Raw genomic sequence first — 17,258 nt, 5'->3', positions numbered from 1 at the left:
TCCTCAATGATTAAAAAACGATATTGTTCAGCTAATTCTACTAATTTTTTGCGCTGCTCGATGGAAACAGTATAACCAGTCGGGTTATGGAATGTTGAGTTAAGATAAAATAGCAGTGGTTTATATTGTTTAATATAGTATTCAACTTGCTCTAAATCGTACCCGTCTGGATGAATATCAACCGTTACAATCTGTGCTCCCTGCGCTCTAAAAATATCAATTGCAGCACTGTAGCTTGGACGTTCAAATAAAACGACGTCTCCTGGCTTAATAAAAGTTTGCGCGATTAAGTGTATCGCTTGCTGTGAGCCTGAGGTGATTAACAGATTATCTGCATGAATGTGAGTTTTATATTGATTGATAAAATATTGAGCAAGTGTTTCACGTAACTCCAAATCACCTTGCACCGTAGAGTAGGTTGCAAGTACTTTTGGATAAAGGTCAAACACGTTCTTCACATATTCTGAAAAATAATGATTTGGCAAAAGATTGGGATCAATTAATGCCTGAGAAAACTGATAGGAAACAGGAGTTTGATGGATTTCAGATAAATGATTTTTTTGTACATAGGCAGAAACAATTGGATTGTCTAGGTTTAGGTACTCAAGATTTTTCTTCCCATTTGATTGTACAAAATAGCCTGCTTTATCTTTTACATAAACTTTGTCATGCTGTTTCAGTAATTGATATGCCTTTAAGATGGTTAATCGATGAACATTCATTTCACATGCTAATTGCCGTACGGAGGGAATCTTTTCATGCTCTTTCCATTCTTTTCGTTCTATTCTGTGAAGCACATAATCGTATACTTTCTTAAAAAGATAGTCTTCATTTCTAATTGCTTTCCTCACATCGATTCCTCCTTTTCAAAACGATTGTACCACGTCCCAAGCTAATCTGTTCTATCTTTTTCAATCTGTTCTATCCTCTGTCTTTTATGATAGAAAAAGAGGAGGAGTTTTATATGGTTATTATTAATTATTTCTTTATGTGTTTGATTTTTGGAACGACATTTTTAGCGATAAAAATTGGTGTTGATGCAGGCGTGCCTCCATTTTTATCAGCTGGACTTCGTTTTTTCATTGCTGGTTTGCTGCTATTTAGTTTTATGGTGTGGAGAAAGAAAACGACAATAAGGTTATTATTTCGGAAAGAGATGTTTTTTACAGGAGTAGGTTTAACCTTCGGGACGTTTGCCGCATTATACTGGGCAGAACAGTATGTAACATCAGGGATTGCAGCGGTCTTATCTGCTACAGGTCCAATGATGATCATCATTATTCAGACATTCATCTTGAAGCAAAAAGGAATTCGGAATTCATTCATTGGTTGTGTCGTGGGAGTCATTGGTGTCACCCTCTTGATCTTACCTAGCTTTTCAATTGAGATTAGCCCCTTCTGGATGATTGGTTGTTTCGCTATTATACTGGGTGAAGCTTTTTATGCATCTGGAACGATTTATACGAAGCATGTCATCCGAAAATTTGAAGCGACATCACCGATAGCTTTAAATGCAGCGCAAATGATGCATGGTGGGATTCTATTAATCATTTTGTCATTTTTTACTGAGAGCATTCAGCTTGATTATCTTTTAAGTCCAGCTTCCATTGGCTCTTTTCTTTATTTAACGATTGTTGGTTCAATGATCGGCCATAGTATTTATTATTGGCTCGTCTCACGGACAAATCCTGTTTTTCCTTCTACATGGCTGTATATTTCACCTTTAATTGCCGTTATGCTAGGTGTTACGTTCTATCATGAATATATTTCTTGGTTAACTGGTATAGGAACCTTGACGATTATTGTAGGAACGGTTTTAGTCAATTACGAAACATTACGGAAGCTGCATTGGAGGAAGGGTACTGTTCTTCAGGATATCAAAAATTAACCTGCTAGATTTTCATAAACTTTAATCAAATTATCGTGTTCTAATGGTGGATAAATCCATAAAAAGTTATCTTTCAGCATTGTCGTATCCTTCAGATCAACCTCTTTTTTTCGATTGGGCAATCCAGTTGCTCTTATCTTTTCACATTTAATGAACATTTAGGAAATCTTGAATCTACTGTCAAATGACACAGATATAACAAAAGGGAATTTATTTTACCCCCATCCACAACAGGATGGGGGTATTCGTTTTGGTGGTATTTATCGATATTGCGGATAGTGTTAATTTCGCTGGTATCCCTTGATTTAACAATATAATAGTATATCTTGTTGAATGACCAAAGCTATATTAATCTGATTATTTTTACATTTGTTGATATAAAATTGTTTGAGCAATCCCAATAAAATACTCTGATTCAACAATTATATGATTTAAAACAACTTTAGCTGTTGAATTGGTGCTAATCGGCTTACTTTCATCTATAAGAGAACGACAGAAATTAATAAATTGTTCACTCTGTTGAAGGCAAAAAGAAGTAAGCTGCAAAATATTCTGGAAAAGAGTTTGAGAAACCTGCCCCTGAGAACGATTAACGGTCTCAATATATCTAACTACTTGCTGATGTGTCTGGGCAAATGCTTTTTCCCACTCCTTTAATGCCTCTACATATTCTTGCTCTAGATCTTTTACAAGTTCTCTGATAACAACAGTATGTTCTTCTTCTTGGTGTTTCCAAAATTCGGCTTCATCAAGAACACGTAATGGCATCTGATTTCCATAATAAAACTGCATGAATAGTCCTCCATTCTACTAATCTTTTATATGTATACACAATAGAGGCAGAAATAGAACTTTGGAATGGATTTTCCCCCCATGAATGAGACTTCTCAATATACAGATTAAAGCTCAAACCCCTTTTTAATTTCTTCTACATCTCTTTTTGAGTAGGCTTCTCCCCCCTGACCACTTCTCAAAAATAATTGTAAAGATATATGAAACTTATAGATTCAAAGTTGGAGAAAATATAATAAATAAGACATATATCCCTGCATATCTAATTATTTCATATATTATTAGTAAATTCACCCATGTTTGTTGCAGATATTTTACACAGATAAAATTAAGGTTTCAATTTTACTGAGAAGAAATAATTAGTAATATTAATGAAAAATCACGCTTATATTTTTCATGCTATTCTTACTCTAGTCAAAGGCGAAAGCTATTTGAAAGGAGTAAGTTTAATTGAAGAAAAAATGGTTACTACCAATTTTTGCATCCTTTGCACTCTTCACAGGAATGGGTATAAATGATGCTAAAGCAGCGACAATAACAGATTTATCAAATACAGCAAAATCATATATTGGCATCCCGTATAAATATGGAGGTACAGATATTAAGACAGGCGTTGACTGCTCGGCATATACACAATTAGTTTTTGCTAAGTTAGGAATTTCATTAGAGCGTACTTCAAAAGCTCAGTATCAACAAGGTTCTTCTATATCTAAAGACCATTTACAGACGGGGGATCTTGTATTTTTTAATACATCAGGAGACGGTGTTTCACATGTTGGAATATACATAGGTGATAGCAATTTTATTTCTGCTACTACTAGCTCTGGGGTTAAAATAGATAAAATTAATGACCCATACTACTGGGGATCTCGTTACATAGGGGCAAAACGTATTGCAAACTTCTCTGAAAATGAAATTGGCGAAGTAAAAAACGCAGAAATAGATTTTAGCATTTATGCGTCACGTGGAGAGGTTGCTCTTCGACTTGCTGAGATATTACATTTAGATACAAGTGATACAAACTCAAGTTTCCCTGATGTTAAACCATCATCTAAATATGCAGGTGCTGCTGGGGCATTAAAGAAAATTGGTGTCTTTACTGGTGATGAAAATGGAAAATTTAATCCAGGCTCCTCTATTACACGCGGTCAATTGTCAAAAGTTTTAGTGGAAGCATTTAAATTAAAACAACAAGGAAATGCACAGGAATTCGCAGATGTTCTCAGTACACATTGGGCATCTAATTATGTAGCCATTCTCTCCTCTAATAAAATTACGGTAGGTAAGGGAGACGGGACATTTGGAGTAAACGATAATGTAACATTGGTTCAATTAGATACCTTTATCGAGCGACTAACTAAATAACTTTTTAAAATGGCGACTCCTGTATGATGGAGACGCCATTTTTTTAGTACTCGATTCAGGAAAATTTCTTTTAGAGGTTTTATCTCTTTATGATATATAAGTTGATCTATTAAATGGCAAGTTTAGGTTATTTAATATTCAACAAATCCCACTAAGAGTGAAAAAATGGAGATTTCATTATTCAACATCTTACATATTTACGTTTGAAACCTAACCTCCCTTTTTCTACTTCTTTCTGGATACTTTCGTAAGCGTGTAAAATAGTGCTCTTTTTCTTGTCTCTTTTGAGCTCGACTGGCCCTACTTCTTTCGCAATTTCAAGTGCCATACCATGTAGTGGCACATATGAAATCCCAACAGTGTATAGAAAATTATTCATAGCTGATTTCGTTCGCTCCGGAGCTTGGTGAATCGTATTTTTTACCATTTCAAGCATGCCGGCAATTTTACTCTCTGAAAATTCAACATCAGCGCGATTTCCTAAAAGCCAACAGTAGCAGCTCCAACCAGCTGACATTTTTAACTCTTCCCCACTAGTAATCCATAGATCTGCAACTTCTTGTGCAATATCTGCTTCCGCTAAAGTAACAGCTACCACGTAATCCGATAGCATATAAAAATATGCAGCATCTATCCAACGATTATAATCTGTCAGAGTCATAGCATTTGAATCTGCAATAATACCCGCGAGGTACATGGCATCGTAATTGCCTGTCGCATAAAGTTCTTCTGCTAATGCTTGATCAATTTTTATTTTCTTTGCAATCGGCTTCATAGCGCCTGTTGCTACGCCAAAAAGTGGTTCATGTGCCCCATTGGACATGTATATTTTTTTAGTTCGTTCCTTACCTAGGGCTTCAAGCTCCTGCATAATCATTGCTACATTCATCTTTTAGCACTTCCTTTTTTATGATTATCCTTAGCGCCTTCTTATTTTAATAAGGGTGAGAATAAACTTATTCCTTGTCCCCAATATTCCTTGCCAATCCAATAGCTAACTTCTGGATGACCAAACTGCTCAAAACAAGGAATATACCAACTACCTTATTTTTGACAATAATCGTTTGCTTAATAATATCCTTATCATTAAGTATTTTGTTCCAGTGTGTAGAGAAGCCAATCCAGTCATTAGGGTCTTTACTCGCAAATGCAGCCTTATCAACCAAAAACATATTTCGAATCCTTCACCTTTGTCTTTTTCTATTTTAACGAACGTGCATTCTGATTTCAATGGATTTATAAATTACTAAATTTGTTTTCTTATCAAACCCTATAAATTTGCTGCATAATGGCTGCATTGAACAATTAGCTACTTGGCATCTCGATCTCAGTAGAATAATAATTACACCATATTGATATTTACTGTTTCATCTTTTTTAGATGGAACGTATAGTGTTAAAACAAATGCGATAATCGCTAAGATGGTCATGAAATAATTGGCATCACTTGAACCTAAAATGGAGGCGATTGTTCGAATAGCTTCAACCGTAGAATTTGGTGTTTCTACTAGCAATGTTTTCGCATGAATGTATGTGGTGGCTCAAAGATGGAATTCATTTTAGTTCGGAGTATATTGCTGATCAAATTATTGAGTTATATGTATAATCATTCATCTACTCAAAAAAACGTTCATCATTTTTAGATGAACGTTTTTTACGTATGTCTTACGTTATACTATTGTGTATTAAAGAACTCGAATACATTATTTAGGGGAAATCCATTCATATTGAATATCAGGTAAATTCTCTTCATTTTCATGTCCTTTACCTATGACTTTAAAACCATGTTTTTCATAAAATCGTTGAGCATTTTCATTTACCTCAAATGTATATAAGGTTAATCTACCGCATGATTGTGTCTTTACTTTATCTAATAATATTTGACCTATACCGATTCCTTGATAATCTATATGAATATACAGTTGGTTTATTTCCCTTCTATTATAAACAATTACGCCGACTACCTTTTCATCCATTAACGCTAAATCTATTTGAAACTGTTCAGGTAATAGATGATTTAAAAAGTAAACGTGATTTTCAAAACTGTGAATTTCTTTTTGTCCAATAGCCTGTTCCTTACTATTTCGCCACATAGCTACCGTTTGTTCAGCGTATTTAGGTTTATACGGAGTAATGCGGACCTTGTATTGGTTTACTACAATCTCCCCTTTGTGGATTGACAAATTATCTATTCCCCCTGAACATCCCTCTGAATCTCCATATCTATCACTTGATTAGGTTTGACTCTTTTAATAAAGAAAGCGAGAATAAGAGCAATCACCGTAATCAATGTTGAAATAAAGAAGGTGAAATTAATACCATGTAGCATGGCTTCATTCATAATTTGTTGTTGTACTTCAGCTGTAGCCTGTGCGGATGATTGAGCAGCATTGGCACTCATATTGTTCATTGCTTTAGCAGCTAATTCCTCTGCTTTTACAGTAGTTATATTGTTCATAACGGTAATTAATACTGCAGAACCTATAGCACCAGATACCTGCTGCAATGTATTGTTCATCGCTGTTCCATGTGGATTATTATGGGCTGGTAACTGATTTAAACCGTTTGTCATTACTGGCATCATAACCATTGACATCCCAAACATACGTAAAGTGTAGAGCACTACAAGAGTAGAATAAGCAGTATGCAAACCGATTTTGCTAAAGTAATAAGTTGTGACAATGGTAATGATCAATCCAATGACAGCCAAAGTTCTTGCACCGTATTTATCAAAGAGTTTACCTGTAATTGGCGACATAATCCCCATGACAATAGCGCCAGGAAGCATTAACAGGCCAGAATCCATTGGTGAAATCCCACGAATAGTTTGCACATAAATCGGCATTAGGATCATGGCTGAGAACATTGCAACCGAAATTACGATTGAAATGGTTGTGGATAAGGCGAACATCGAATATTTGAAAATACGAAACTCAAGCATGGGCTCATCCATTCGTAGCTGACGAAGGATAAAGGTAATTAAAGCAAGTGTACCAATAATAATCGTACCGTAGACAAGTACATTATCCCATCCTTTTTCCCCTGCAGAGCTAAAGCCATAAAGCAAGCCACCAAACCCGATACTGGATAAAATAAGAGATAGTACATCCAGCTTAATAGCACGTTGTGGTGTAACATTCTTTAATTTAAAGGCTGCAAAAATTAAGGTTAAAATGGCAATTGGCAATACCAAATCAAATAACATTCTCCAGCTATAATGCTCGATTAACCATCCAGAAAGTGTCGGTCCAATCGCAGGAGCTGTAATCATTACCAGCCCAAACATCCCCATTGCTGCCCCTCGTTTTTCGACTGGAAATGCAGTTAACATAACATTCATTAATAATGGCATCATAATTGCAGATCCAGAAGCTTGAATCATACGAGCCCCTAATAATACGCCAAATGCGGGTGCAATACTAGCTAAAAATGTTCCCAAAGTAAACAAGGCCATTGCAATTATAAATAACCTTTTATCCGTGAAGCGTTGAATGAAGAACGCACTTGCGGGTATTAAAATCCCGTTAATTAGCATATAGCCTGTTGAAAGCCATTGTACCGCAGTGGCATTGACCTCAAATTCTTCCATAATAGCTGGAAGAGCAATATTTAGTAATGTTTCATTCAAAATGGCAACAAATGCCCCAATAAATAAAATGGCAATCATGCCGTATGGCGGTTTTGTCTGAACAGATATTGTTTTCTCTGACATGTAGTATCAGTCCTACTTTCTTTCTCTTTTTCATTTACAAACTCTCATCTTAATGAAGCTTCTTAAGAGTCTTATTGCTTCGTCAATGAGCTTAGTAGTTTTTTCCTCCAATCCATTGTAGTGCCCCTTCTGATTTCATAGCTACCACCCCTTTAAAAACCAATCATAAAATTGTTGACGAAAGAATAGAATGTATTGTATAATTAAAATAGGGATAATGCGCGTTCTATAAATTATACAATGTCTAGCCATATAAATTTATCATAAGACATCATTTATTTCAATGTTTTCTACATAATTTTTTTGCAAAAAAAGTCGATTCCTTCACTACAGGAATTCGACTTTTTCTTTGCTTATCCTATTTTTTCGTTAAACCTTCACTAGTTAATTCATAAATGGTTGATGCTACTTCTTTTAAATAACGCCGATCATGTGAAACACTAATAATGGCTCCACCATCAACATCTTCCACTGTAAACTTAATTTTTTTACCTATTTGTAAATCCATCCCCTTGCAAACACTAGTATAATCAGAGCTTATCAACTTAATACGCAGCAATTAAATTGTGTACAAAACCAGCCACCTAGTGTCGATTGAAAATCGACACTAGGTGGCCCGATGGTGTTTTTGACTAAGGTTTAATAGTGTATATAAGGAGTGCCTATTTCCCTTATACACAGTTGTGGGAAATTTAAAATATAATAAGTAGTGACTGCCTTGATTTTTTTCATCAGCAGTAAAAGCTAAAAAATTGAGACTGTTAGAACAGGTAAAACACAGAGACAAAATTAACGATACGTGTTGTGAATGTTATAACCTCTTTTAAAAAAGTGGGTTTTTTATTTGTAGCTTTTTAATAACCCCATTAACATTTAAATCACACTGAATTAGATAACTACCTCTTACCTAACAAATTTACATGGCAACAAAGGGTTTATCCTATCACTCTCCCAATAACTTACAGATTTCATTACCTGTGCGAATAATTGTGAATCAATCCACACTTCAATGATAGTAGATAGCCTTTATGGATTTTTTTCTGATCCATGTCTATATCATAAATTGTTTACGAATATTTTTAACCATCCACTTTGCCACTATTTTAGTCATCCACTTGTCTATAATTTACAAAAATTCATCTTCTTACTATATGCTATTAAAAGCTTGTGCAAACCTTTTAATTCCTTCATCGATTGAATCCATATCTTCTCTAGCATACGTAAAACGGACAAAGCCATTCTGGGATCCCATGGTTGAACCAGGAACATAAATGACTCCTTGTTTAATCGATTCTTCCAGTAATTTTGTTTCACTATAATTCTTCAACACTTTACACCATATGTGGATACCGCCTTGAGGAATAGAAAACGCCACCTGGTTTTTTAAATAAGTATCGAGACTTTGAACAATTGTATTTCGTCTTTTTTCTAATTCTCTAATTAAACTTTTGATATGCAAATTAAAGTTTATTGATTCTAAAAAATCATTGGCTATCCACTGTGTAAAGCTAGAATGACCAAAGTCAATTTGTTGCTTTGCATCAGATAACCTTTCAATAACGGATGTGGGACCAACAATCCATCCAATCCGTAATCCCGAGGCAACGACCTTAGACAAAGAGCTAATGTATAAAACATTGCCATTTTTATCTAATGATTTTAGGGTAGGAGTTTTATCCCCGGAAAATGCTGTCAAGCTATAGGGATCATCCTCTACAACTGGAATACCAAGCTTTGAGGATATATCTAAAATAGCCTCTCTTCGCTTAATATCTAAAGAAGTGCCTGTTGGATTGTGAAAATCAGGATTTAAAAAAATCATTTTAATACGATGTTTTTTATATAATGTTTGCAAATCGTCTGGATTGATACCATCTTTATCAACAGATAAATAGTGTATTTGTAAGCCTGCAGATTTAAAGATAGGCAGATTATAATTGTACGAAGGATCTTCGATTGCAATTGCATCTCCAGGCTTTAATAAGCATTGAACAATCAAATGTAATGCTTGCTGCGCCCCTGATGTAATCAGTATGGAAGAAGGTTTTGTGTCAATTCCTCGGCTATTTTTAATATGTTTCATGAGGGTAGTTCGAAGTATTTCACTCCCCTGTGGATGATCATATCCAAGGCTACCAATAAAAGAGCGTGTTGCTGTAATTTCTCTTAAAGAGCTTTTAGGGAAAAGATCTTCTGATAATTCTCCTGTGGCTAAATTTATTAGTTTGTGTTCCACTGCTTCCTTTCTTATTTTTTGTGTGACAGGTAGATTTGGTAAAAAGGAGCCTGCCTCAATATATCGATTCCAGCTAGGAATTCTTTTCCTTGTGATCCCCCATATATCCTTACTAATGGTTGTGCCACTTCCTCTATTCCGTTCAATAAGCCCCAATGCTTCCAATTCGTCATATGCACTAACGACTGTACTTCTATTTACATTCAAAACGTTTGCTAAGTATCGCTCTGATGGTAAAGGTTTATCGGGAGGAAATGTCCCATCTGCAATACCTTTTTCAATATATTCTGCGAGTTGTTTATAGATAGCTTTTTTAGCATTTCGATCAGGTTTCCAATCCATATATACTCACCTCTATAGAGCATGATAATTTTTTTTAGCAGTATCAGATTAGCTAAAAAATCAATCATAATATAACATCTTCTGTCACTAACCATCCACTTTATTATTACTTTCCCCATCCACTTTAAAATTCAATCCCTATCATCCTATAAAAAGCCTTACTAGACGTGTATTTATCTCGATAAAGTTATACTGAAATTATTTTTTTCGTTTTAGAACATTCTGTGTTATCTTGCAAAACGCCTTGTCTTTCAAAGTATGTGCCACTATGATAAAAATCAATTGTGAATCAAAATCCATACAAAACCTATAGTAACCGATAGCACTTCAAAGAATCAGATAAAGGGGTTTGTATATGAAAAAAAATTGGCTTAAATTAGTCAGTCTTTTCACTATTGTCACTATGTTAACCGGCTGTGACCCGTTATTAGTATTAGATCCAAAAGGCCCTCAGGCTCAAGTACAAGCCAAAGATATTATGCTTTCTATAGGGATTATGTCTTTTATCGTACTAATCGTTTTCGTGATTTTAGCTTATATGTTAATGAAATATCGTGCTTCTAAGCAAAGTCCCGACTATAAGCCTCCCCACATTAAGGGGAGTACAATGGTTGAAATCATTTGTGTAGGCATACCTGTTTTAATAGTTGCTTACATGTCTATTATTTCCGTTCAAAGTAATTATAAGGTGGAATCGACGCCAGAAAAATACAAAGATGAAAAGCCATTGGTCATTTATGCTTCAACCTCTAACTGGAAATGGCATTTTAGTTATCCAGAAGAAGATATTGAAACCATAAATTATTTGTATATTCCTGCAGAGCGACCAATTGAATTCAAACTTTATTCGTATGGACCGATTACTAGCTTCTGGATTCCCCAGCTTGGTGGTCAAAAATATGCAATGGCCGATATGGTGAATACATTGCATTTGGCTGCAGATAAGCCAGGAGAGTTTATGGGAAGAAATGCAAACTTTAATGGAAAAGGGTTCGCTGAAAACACGTTTAACGTTACAGCAGTGACTCAGGATGATTTTGAAGACTGGGTAATGGAAGTAAAAGCAACAGCAGATCTATTAACGGAGGAAAAATTTAATACGTTACTAGAACCAGGGCATGTGGGACAGTCCACTTACACAGGAACGCATTTATCGTTTTTGCCAGCACCTGAGGGTGAAAATGGTGGACATCAGCATGGTTCTTCTCACGTAAAAGATCATGCATCTCAATAAAACAATCTTGAAATTCTCGAAATGAACTAGTTTACGATAAGGTTGATGTCGAAAGGAGACATAGTCAGATGGATTACTTTGAACGATTTGCGATACCCCATCCAAGCCCGGCTATTTATGCCTCAATGGTCGCTATTGGTCTTACGGTGATAGCGATGATTGTAGGATTAACCTATTTTAAAAAATGGGGCTACCTTTGGCGTGAATGGTTAACAACAGTTGACCATAAACGAATTGGTATTATGTATTTAATTTCAGCCCTTCTTATGCTTTTCCGTGGTGGAGCGGATGCTATTATGATGCGAGCACAAATGGCAGTACCTGATAATAAGTTACTAGATGCCCAGCATTATAATGAAATATTTACAACACACGGAACCGTAATGATTATATTTATGGCCATGCCGTTTATTATGGCCTTTATGAACTACATTGTGCCACTTCAAATTGGCGCAAGAGACGTGGCCTTCCCACGTTTGAATGCTCTAAGTTTTTGGCTATTTTTCATGGGGGCCATGCTATTAAATATTTCCTTTGTCATTGGCGGCTCTCCTGATGCTGGCTGGACGAATTATTTCCCTCTTGCTAGTAATGAATTTAGTCAATCAGTAGGGACGAACTATTACTTGTTTGCTCTACAAATTTCTGGACTCGGTACATTAATTACCGGTATTAACATGATTGTTACGATTCTTAAAATGCGAGCACCAGGTATGACATTAATGAAAATGCCAATGTTTACATGGTCTTCTTTCGTCGCAAATGTAATTATCGTTTTTGCCTTTCCAGTATTAACAGTTGCACTTGTCATGGGAACTTTTGACCGCCTATTTGCTACGAATTTCTTCACATCTTCCAACGGCGGTATGGATATGCTGTGGGCGAATTTCTTCTGGGTATGGGGACATCCTGAGGTTTATATCCTGATTTTACCGGCCTTTGGACTTTACAGTGAGATTATTTCTACATTCTCTGGCCGCAATCTCTATGGCTATAAATCGATGGTCGGTTCAATGGTTATTATCTCCTTCCTATCGTTTTTAGTATGGACCCATCATTTCTTTACGATGGGACAAGGTGCTTTAACAAATAGTATTTTTTCAATAACAACGATGGCCATTGCTGTCCCTACTGGAGTTAAAATCTTTAACTGGTTATTCACCCTATGGAAAGGAAAAATTGTCTTTACAACGCCGATGTTATATTCAATGTTGTTTATCCCTACGTTTACAATAGGTGGCGTAACAGGCGTGATGCTTGGTATGTCTGCGGCTGACTACCAATACCATAATACAATGTTTTTAGTAGCACACTTCCATATGGTGATTATTCCAGGTGTTGTATTTGCGATGTTAGCAGGCTTACATTACTATTGGCCAAAAATGTTTGGCTTTATGTTAAATGAAAAAATAGGCAAAGTAACCGCCTGGATTATTGCGATCAGCACCTTACTAGCCTTTATGCCAATGTTCTTCTCTGGCTTAGATGGACAAGCACGGCGTATGTACACTTACTCAGCCTCCACAGGTTTTGGAATGTGGAATATGATTTCTTTTATCGGTGCAATTGGCCTTACAATTGGCTTTATTTTAATTGTATACAACGTTTATTACAGCATACGTTATGCTCCAAGAAACGTTGGCTCAGATCCATGGGACGCACGTACATTAGAATGGGCTATACCAAGTCCTGTGCCGTACTATAACTTTGCAAAGGTGCCGTATGTCATTTCAACGGAGGCCTTATGGGATGCAAAATATCGTCAGCATGATTTGTTCCCAGAGCAATATGAAAACATTCATATGCCAAATAACAGTGGTGTACCTTTCATTTTAGGCTGTATTTTCTTTGCATGGGGCTTTTCATTTGTATTTGGTATGTGGATTCCAACTATTGTTACAACTATCGGTATTTTTATTTGTATGGCGCACCGTTCGTTGGAAAAAGATCCAGGACATTATGTTTCTGTCGAAAAAGTGAAAGCAACGGAATCGAAATTGCGAGGTAGTCAATCATGAAAATCGATCAATCACTTCCTTTAGAATATAGTACACAGCAAAATCAATTGAATATACTAGGCTTTTGGGTATTTATCGGCGCTGAAATCATGCTTTTTGGAACGCTGTTCGCAGCTTACTTTGTTTTAGTGGATCGCACTGGAAATGGTCCTACAGGAGCTGATATTTTTGAAATTACACCTGTTTTATTTGAAACTTTTATTCTCTTAACAAGTAGCTTTACCATTGGCTTAGGCATACATGCCATGCGCAAGGGTTATACGAAAGCGATGATAACGTTCTATGTTTTGACGCTACTACTTGGTGTAGCATTTATTGGTTTTGAAGTGTATGAGTTCATTCACTATGTGCATGTTGGTGCAGGATTACAAACAAGTGCCTTTACAGCTACCCTTTTGACAACATTAGGGACGCATGGTGCGCACGTCACTTTTGGGGTGTTCTGGGGTATGTTTATTGTCTACCAACTAATTCAGCGTGGGTTGACGCCTGAAACAGCCAATAAATCTTTCATCTTCTCCTTATACTGGCACTTTTTAGATGTGGTATGGATCTTTATCTTCAGTTTCATTTACTTGAAAGGAATGGTTTGAAATGAGTGATTTATTCCCACTAAAACAAGTTATGGGATTTGCCCTGTCAATTATCCTTACCATCATTGCTACATGTGTGTATTTTTTTGATATATCATCGCCCATTACCATGACAATACTTTTAGTCACAGCATTTATTCAGGCTGGCTTGCAGTTAGTTGTCTTTATGCATGCTGGTGAAACAGAGGATAAACCTGCGATCTTTACCAACATTTATTATGCGTTGATCATTGCGCTCGTTACCATTTTTGGGACGTTATTATGTATGATTTGGGGATATATCTAGACGAGAGTATGAAAAAAGTCGTCCTTTACTTGATGAGTAAGGACGATTTTTTTATGACAAACTATCGAGTTGTATAGCTTAACGAGAGCATCAAATGTACTTTTTCGTTGGAACGATTAATGTATGTGTGAAGCTCTTCGCCATTAAATTTAATGACATCCCATTGATTTAATTGATGAATTTTTTCTCCTACCTTCATCTCCAATTGCCCGTTTAACACAAGGACAATTTCTTCTGATCCCGCTAAGTGACATTCACTGTTCTCACTATTTGGTTCGATGCAACCTCTATACCATTCCGTTCCATGTGTATTAAATAATGGCTCGACAAACCAATCATTATTATTTCCTAAAAATTGGTAATTTGATCCAAATCTATGCACTTCTATATTTTCCTTAAATGATAGTAAAGAGACGAGTGGAATATTAAGCCCTCTACATATTTTCCAAAGAATATTGACGGTTGGATTCGTTTCCCCTCTTTCAATTTTTCCTAACGTCAATTTACTAACATTACTTACATTTGCTAAATCATCAAGACTCATCCTTTTGCTTTTTCGAATTTCTCTTAGATTAAGCCCAACTTGACTAGATAAGTCAATATTTTCCTCATTCAACGTGTCGCACCCCTTCTGTTGACTTCGTACATTTAGTATATTATAGTATACAAGTCGGTTAATTGTAGTTTATTTATTTGTTTAGAAAGTTAACTATAGTATATCAAACAATCATTCATATTTACAAAAAGAGGTGTTTTCAGTTATGACTAAATCAAAAAATCTTACAATTATTTGGAGTGTTTTTTCATTGTTTATACTCTCTATGAATCTACGAGCTTCCATTACATCCATCTCACCAGTATTGAAAAATATTCAAATGGATTTACAGATGTCTAGTGTAGTAGTAAGTTTACTAACTGCCCTACCTGTTTTTTGCATGGGGATTTTTGCTCCATTGGCTGGGAAGTTAAGTGAAAGATGGGGTATTGAGTTGACGATTGCTTTATCCGTTTTATTAATTGGTGTTTCTACGGCATTGCGTTTAGTAGCGACTTTTCCATTGCTTTTATTACTAACAGCTATTTTTAGTGGGATAGGTATAGCCATTACAGGCCCACTGATCTCTGGCTATATTAAAAAGGAATTTCCTAAATATTCTTCTACTATGATTGGTGTATATTCAGCAGGGATGGGAATTGGAGCCTCTTTAAGCGCTGGTTTAGTCGTGCCTGTTATGCATGCTTTTCATCAATCGTGGAATGCAGCTTTAGCAATATGGTCAGTATTCGCACTTATGGGAATCATTGTTTGGATGCCTATTATCAAAAAATCAAAGCAAGCTGAAGTAACAATCGAGAAATCTGGCAGTCAAAAAAGCCGATTACCTTGGGGAAATCGATATGTTTGGCTCCTTATGATAATGTTTGGTTTACAATCAGGTGTTTATTACGCCCTGGCGACCTGGCTCGCTCCAAAAGTGCAGGACGTTGGTTATAGTGATGCCTACGCCGCAACAACGGTAACTATTTTTTCCGTTATGCAAATGATTTGTAGCTTTATTATTCCGATTTTAATTAATAATAGTGTGAAGAGAAAACCTTGGATGCTACTTTGTGCATTAAGCTCCTTTATCGGCATTCTGTTATTAATAACTGGCGGGATGTCACCCATTTTCTGTGCCACATTAATGGGCATTGGTGCTGGAGGCTTATTCCCATTGGCCATGATTCTACCCTTAGACGCAACTGCTACGCCAAAAGAAGCAAGTGAATGGACTGCCATGGTTCAATTTGGTGGTTATATTATTAGTGGCATTATTCCGATGCTTGTTGGTGTTATAAAGGATGTAACAAACACTTTTGACTTTGCATTTTTCGCATTATTATTTATTTTAGTTGTATTAATGCTGATGACGTTTAAAGTTAGAGCAAAAAATGATTCCAATACTTACTTCCTTCAATAGAGAAAACATATTAGGATAAATCGTAGCCATAAGTGTTAACGCATCATGGACGGGGCTTCCAAGAAGTGAAGGGTCCCGTTCTTGATAAAATCGGGTATAATATTGCATTAATGGTTTGAGGATTTTCGTTTTTCCAAAAGAATCTATATAATCAACCATCCCCGGTGTGACAATGGCCTTTTGTGTAGCATTCAATGGAATGATCGTTACATTCGTTGCGTAAGTGAGTACAATATTGACTGCAAATGGATCTCCATGAAAATTTGCTTCCGCCACTGTCGTGACATTGCCAGGCACCCAAAATGCCCCACCCATCATATAAATTTCCTTCACATTCTTCATTAGTTTATGATAGAGAATAAACATCGTCGCAAGTGAGGTAAGACGACCGATATTGACGATTATTAGCTCATCTTTATATTTTTCAATAATTTTGATGATGTCCCAAAAGTTTTCGATTTTTATTTCGGAATCTTCATTCGGTACAATGGGACCAAGCCCTCGTTCCCCATGATTTCTGGATAATATGTCGGCTGTTCTCCCGTTAACGGAATCTCTGCCCCCAAAATAACTGGTATTTCCTTAAAGTCGAATAATTTCATAACATAATAGATATTGGATACGGGATCCTCTCTCGATACATTTCCGTAATCGGCAACAAGCCCTACGATTTCTATTTCTTGGTTTAGCCTTGCATAGATTAAAGCAACGGTATCATCAATTCCAATATCACCAAATAACAATACTTTTTTTACCAAAGAATATCTCCCCTTTTAATACCCATCCATTAACTTATAATACGGTCGAGGTGTCAAAGACAACACGGTTTGAA

Annotated in this window: 18 protein-coding genes and 1 pseudogene; 7 read left to right on the top strand and 12 right to left on the bottom strand. The window is 36.0% G+C overall.

What is annotated here, in order from left to right:
* On the bottom strand, window positions 1-851 hold an 851-nt coding region (locus B2R82_RS08240), incomplete at its 3' end, for a PLP-dependent aminotransferase family protein (RefSeq protein WP_286924404.1).
* Between the two features lie 113 nt (window positions 852-964).
* Between B2R82_RS08240 and B2R82_RS08235 the strand changes: the two genes are divergently transcribed.
* Window positions 965-1,888 (top strand): DMT family transporter, encoded by a 924-nt coding sequence (locus B2R82_RS08235; protein ID WP_286924403.1) that lies wholly within the window; start codon window positions 965-967, stop codon window positions 1,886-1,888.
* Here B2R82_RS08235 and B2R82_RS08230 read toward each other — a convergent pair.
* Window positions 1,885-2,046: a hypothetical protein gene (locus B2R82_RS08230; RefSeq protein ID WP_286924402.1), complete on the bottom strand. Its 162-nt coding sequence runs from the start codon at window positions 2,044-2,046 to the stop codon at window positions 1,885-1,887. The genes B2R82_RS08235 and B2R82_RS08230 overlap by 4 nt on opposite strands.
* Window positions 2,047-2,251: 205 nt before the next feature.
* Complete coding sequence (locus B2R82_RS08225; RefSeq protein ID WP_283868057.1) at window positions 2,252-2,680, bottom strand: DUF2935 domain-containing protein; 429 nt, start codon at window positions 2,678-2,680, stop codon at window positions 2,252-2,254.
* A gap of 450 nt (window positions 2,681-3,130) precedes the next feature.
* Here B2R82_RS08225 and B2R82_RS08220 point away from each other — a divergent pair, with 450 nt between their 5' ends.
* Complete coding sequence (locus B2R82_RS08220; RefSeq protein WP_286924401.1) at window positions 3,131-4,045, top strand: C40 family peptidase; 915 nt, start codon at window positions 3,131-3,133, stop codon at window positions 4,043-4,045.
* A 181-nt stretch (window positions 4,046-4,226) separates the two neighbouring features.
* Here the strand turns inward: B2R82_RS08220 and B2R82_RS08215 are convergent, their stop codons facing one another.
* From B2R82_RS08215 to B2R82_RS08185, 7 genes are all read right to left on the bottom strand, one after another.
* Window positions 4,227-4,934, bottom strand: coding sequence for a DNA alkylation repair protein (locus tag B2R82_RS08215; protein ID WP_286924400.1), 708 nt, complete (start codon window positions 4,932-4,934; stop codon window positions 4,227-4,229).
* A 67-nt stretch (window positions 4,935-5,001) separates the two neighbouring features.
* Window positions 5,002-5,217, bottom strand: coding sequence for a hypothetical protein (locus B2R82_RS08210; protein WP_286924399.1), 216 nt, complete (start codon window positions 5,215-5,217; stop codon window positions 5,002-5,004).
* 170 nt (window positions 5,218-5,387) lie between these two features.
* On the bottom strand, window positions 5,388-5,558 hold the full coding sequence (locus B2R82_RS08205; RefSeq protein WP_286924398.1) for a hypothetical protein: 171 nt from the start codon (window positions 5,556-5,558) through the stop codon (window positions 5,388-5,390).
* Window positions 5,559-5,747: 189 nt separating this feature from the next.
* Entirely contained in the window at window positions 5,748-6,137 is a 390-nt protein-coding gene (locus B2R82_RS08200; protein ID WP_286924405.1) for a GNAT family N-acetyltransferase, read from the bottom strand.
* Between the two features lie 95 nt (window positions 6,138-6,232).
* Window positions 6,233-7,756, bottom strand: a complete 1,524-nt coding sequence (locus B2R82_RS08195) for a DHA2 family efflux MFS transporter permease subunit (RefSeq protein ID WP_286924397.1) — start codon at window positions 7,754-7,756, stop codon at window positions 6,233-6,235.
* A 358-nt stretch (window positions 7,757-8,114) separates the two neighbouring features.
* Entirely contained in the window at window positions 8,115-8,264 is a 150-nt protein-coding gene (locus B2R82_RS08190) for a hypothetical protein (protein WP_286924396.1), read from the bottom strand.
* A gap of 639 nt (window positions 8,265-8,903) precedes the next feature.
* Complete coding sequence (locus B2R82_RS08185; RefSeq protein WP_286924395.1) at window positions 8,904-10,334, bottom strand: PLP-dependent aminotransferase family protein; 1,431 nt, start codon at window positions 10,332-10,334, stop codon at window positions 8,904-8,906.
* Window positions 10,335-10,689: 355 nt separating this feature from the next.
* Between B2R82_RS08185 and qoxA the strand changes: the two genes are divergently transcribed.
* The 4 genes from qoxA to qoxD all read left to right on the top strand — a co-directional run bounded on the left by qoxA (window position 10,690) and on the right by qoxD (window position 14,465).
* The gene (qoxA, locus tag B2R82_RS08180) at window positions 10,690-11,568 is read left to right on the top strand and encodes a cytochrome aa3 quinol oxidase subunit II (protein ID WP_286924394.1); all 879 of its coding nucleotides are present in this window, start codon (window positions 10,690-10,692) and stop codon (window positions 11,566-11,568) included.
* A 68-nt stretch (window positions 11,569-11,636) separates the two neighbouring features.
* Window positions 11,637-13,586: a cytochrome aa3 quinol oxidase subunit I gene (gene qoxB / locus B2R82_RS08175; RefSeq protein ID WP_286924393.1), complete on the top strand. Its 1,950-nt coding sequence runs from the start codon at window positions 11,637-11,639 to the stop codon at window positions 13,584-13,586.
* A complete protein-coding gene (gene qoxC / locus B2R82_RS08170; RefSeq protein ID WP_283868049.1) occupies window positions 13,583-14,179 on the top strand; it encodes a cytochrome aa3 quinol oxidase subunit III in 597 nt (198 codons plus the stop codon). The genes qoxB and qoxC overlap by 4 nt, the downstream gene beginning before the upstream one ends.
* A gap of 1 nt (window position 14,180) precedes the next feature.
* Complete coding sequence (gene qoxD / locus B2R82_RS08165; RefSeq protein WP_286924392.1) at window positions 14,181-14,465, top strand: cytochrome aa3 quinol oxidase subunit IV; 285 nt, start codon at window positions 14,181-14,183, stop codon at window positions 14,463-14,465.
* Window positions 14,466-14,526: 61 nt separating this feature from the next.
* Here qoxD and B2R82_RS08160 read toward each other — a convergent pair whose 3' ends face one another.
* Window positions 14,527-15,081 (bottom strand): XRE family transcriptional regulator, encoded by a 555-nt coding sequence (locus tag B2R82_RS08160; RefSeq protein ID WP_286924391.1) that lies wholly within the window; start codon window positions 15,079-15,081, stop codon window positions 14,527-14,529.
* Between the two features lie 145 nt (window positions 15,082-15,226).
* On the opposite strand from B2R82_RS08160, the gene B2R82_RS08155 reads away from it, so the two are divergent.
* Window positions 15,227-16,426, top strand: a complete 1,200-nt coding sequence (locus B2R82_RS08155) for a CynX/NimT family MFS transporter (RefSeq protein WP_286924390.1) — start codon at window positions 15,227-15,229, stop codon at window positions 16,424-16,426.
* 3 nt (window positions 16,427-16,429) lie between these two features.
* On the opposite strand, the pseudogene B2R82_RS08150 reads toward B2R82_RS08155, so the two are convergent.
* Window positions 16,430-17,184: pseudogene (locus B2R82_RS08150) on the bottom strand (nucleoside hydrolase); the annotation flags it as partial.
* Window positions 17,185-17,258 lie beyond the last annotated feature (74 nt).

It is taken from the genome of Lysinibacillus sp. UBA6686, assembly GCF_002455205.1.
GTDB classification, from domain to species: domain Bacteria; phylum Bacillota; class Bacilli; order Bacillales_A; family Planococcaceae; genus Lysinibacillus; species Lysinibacillus pakistanensis.
Note: the sequence above shows the minus strand (reverse complement) of the source record. Positions and strands in the feature narration are given on the sequence as shown.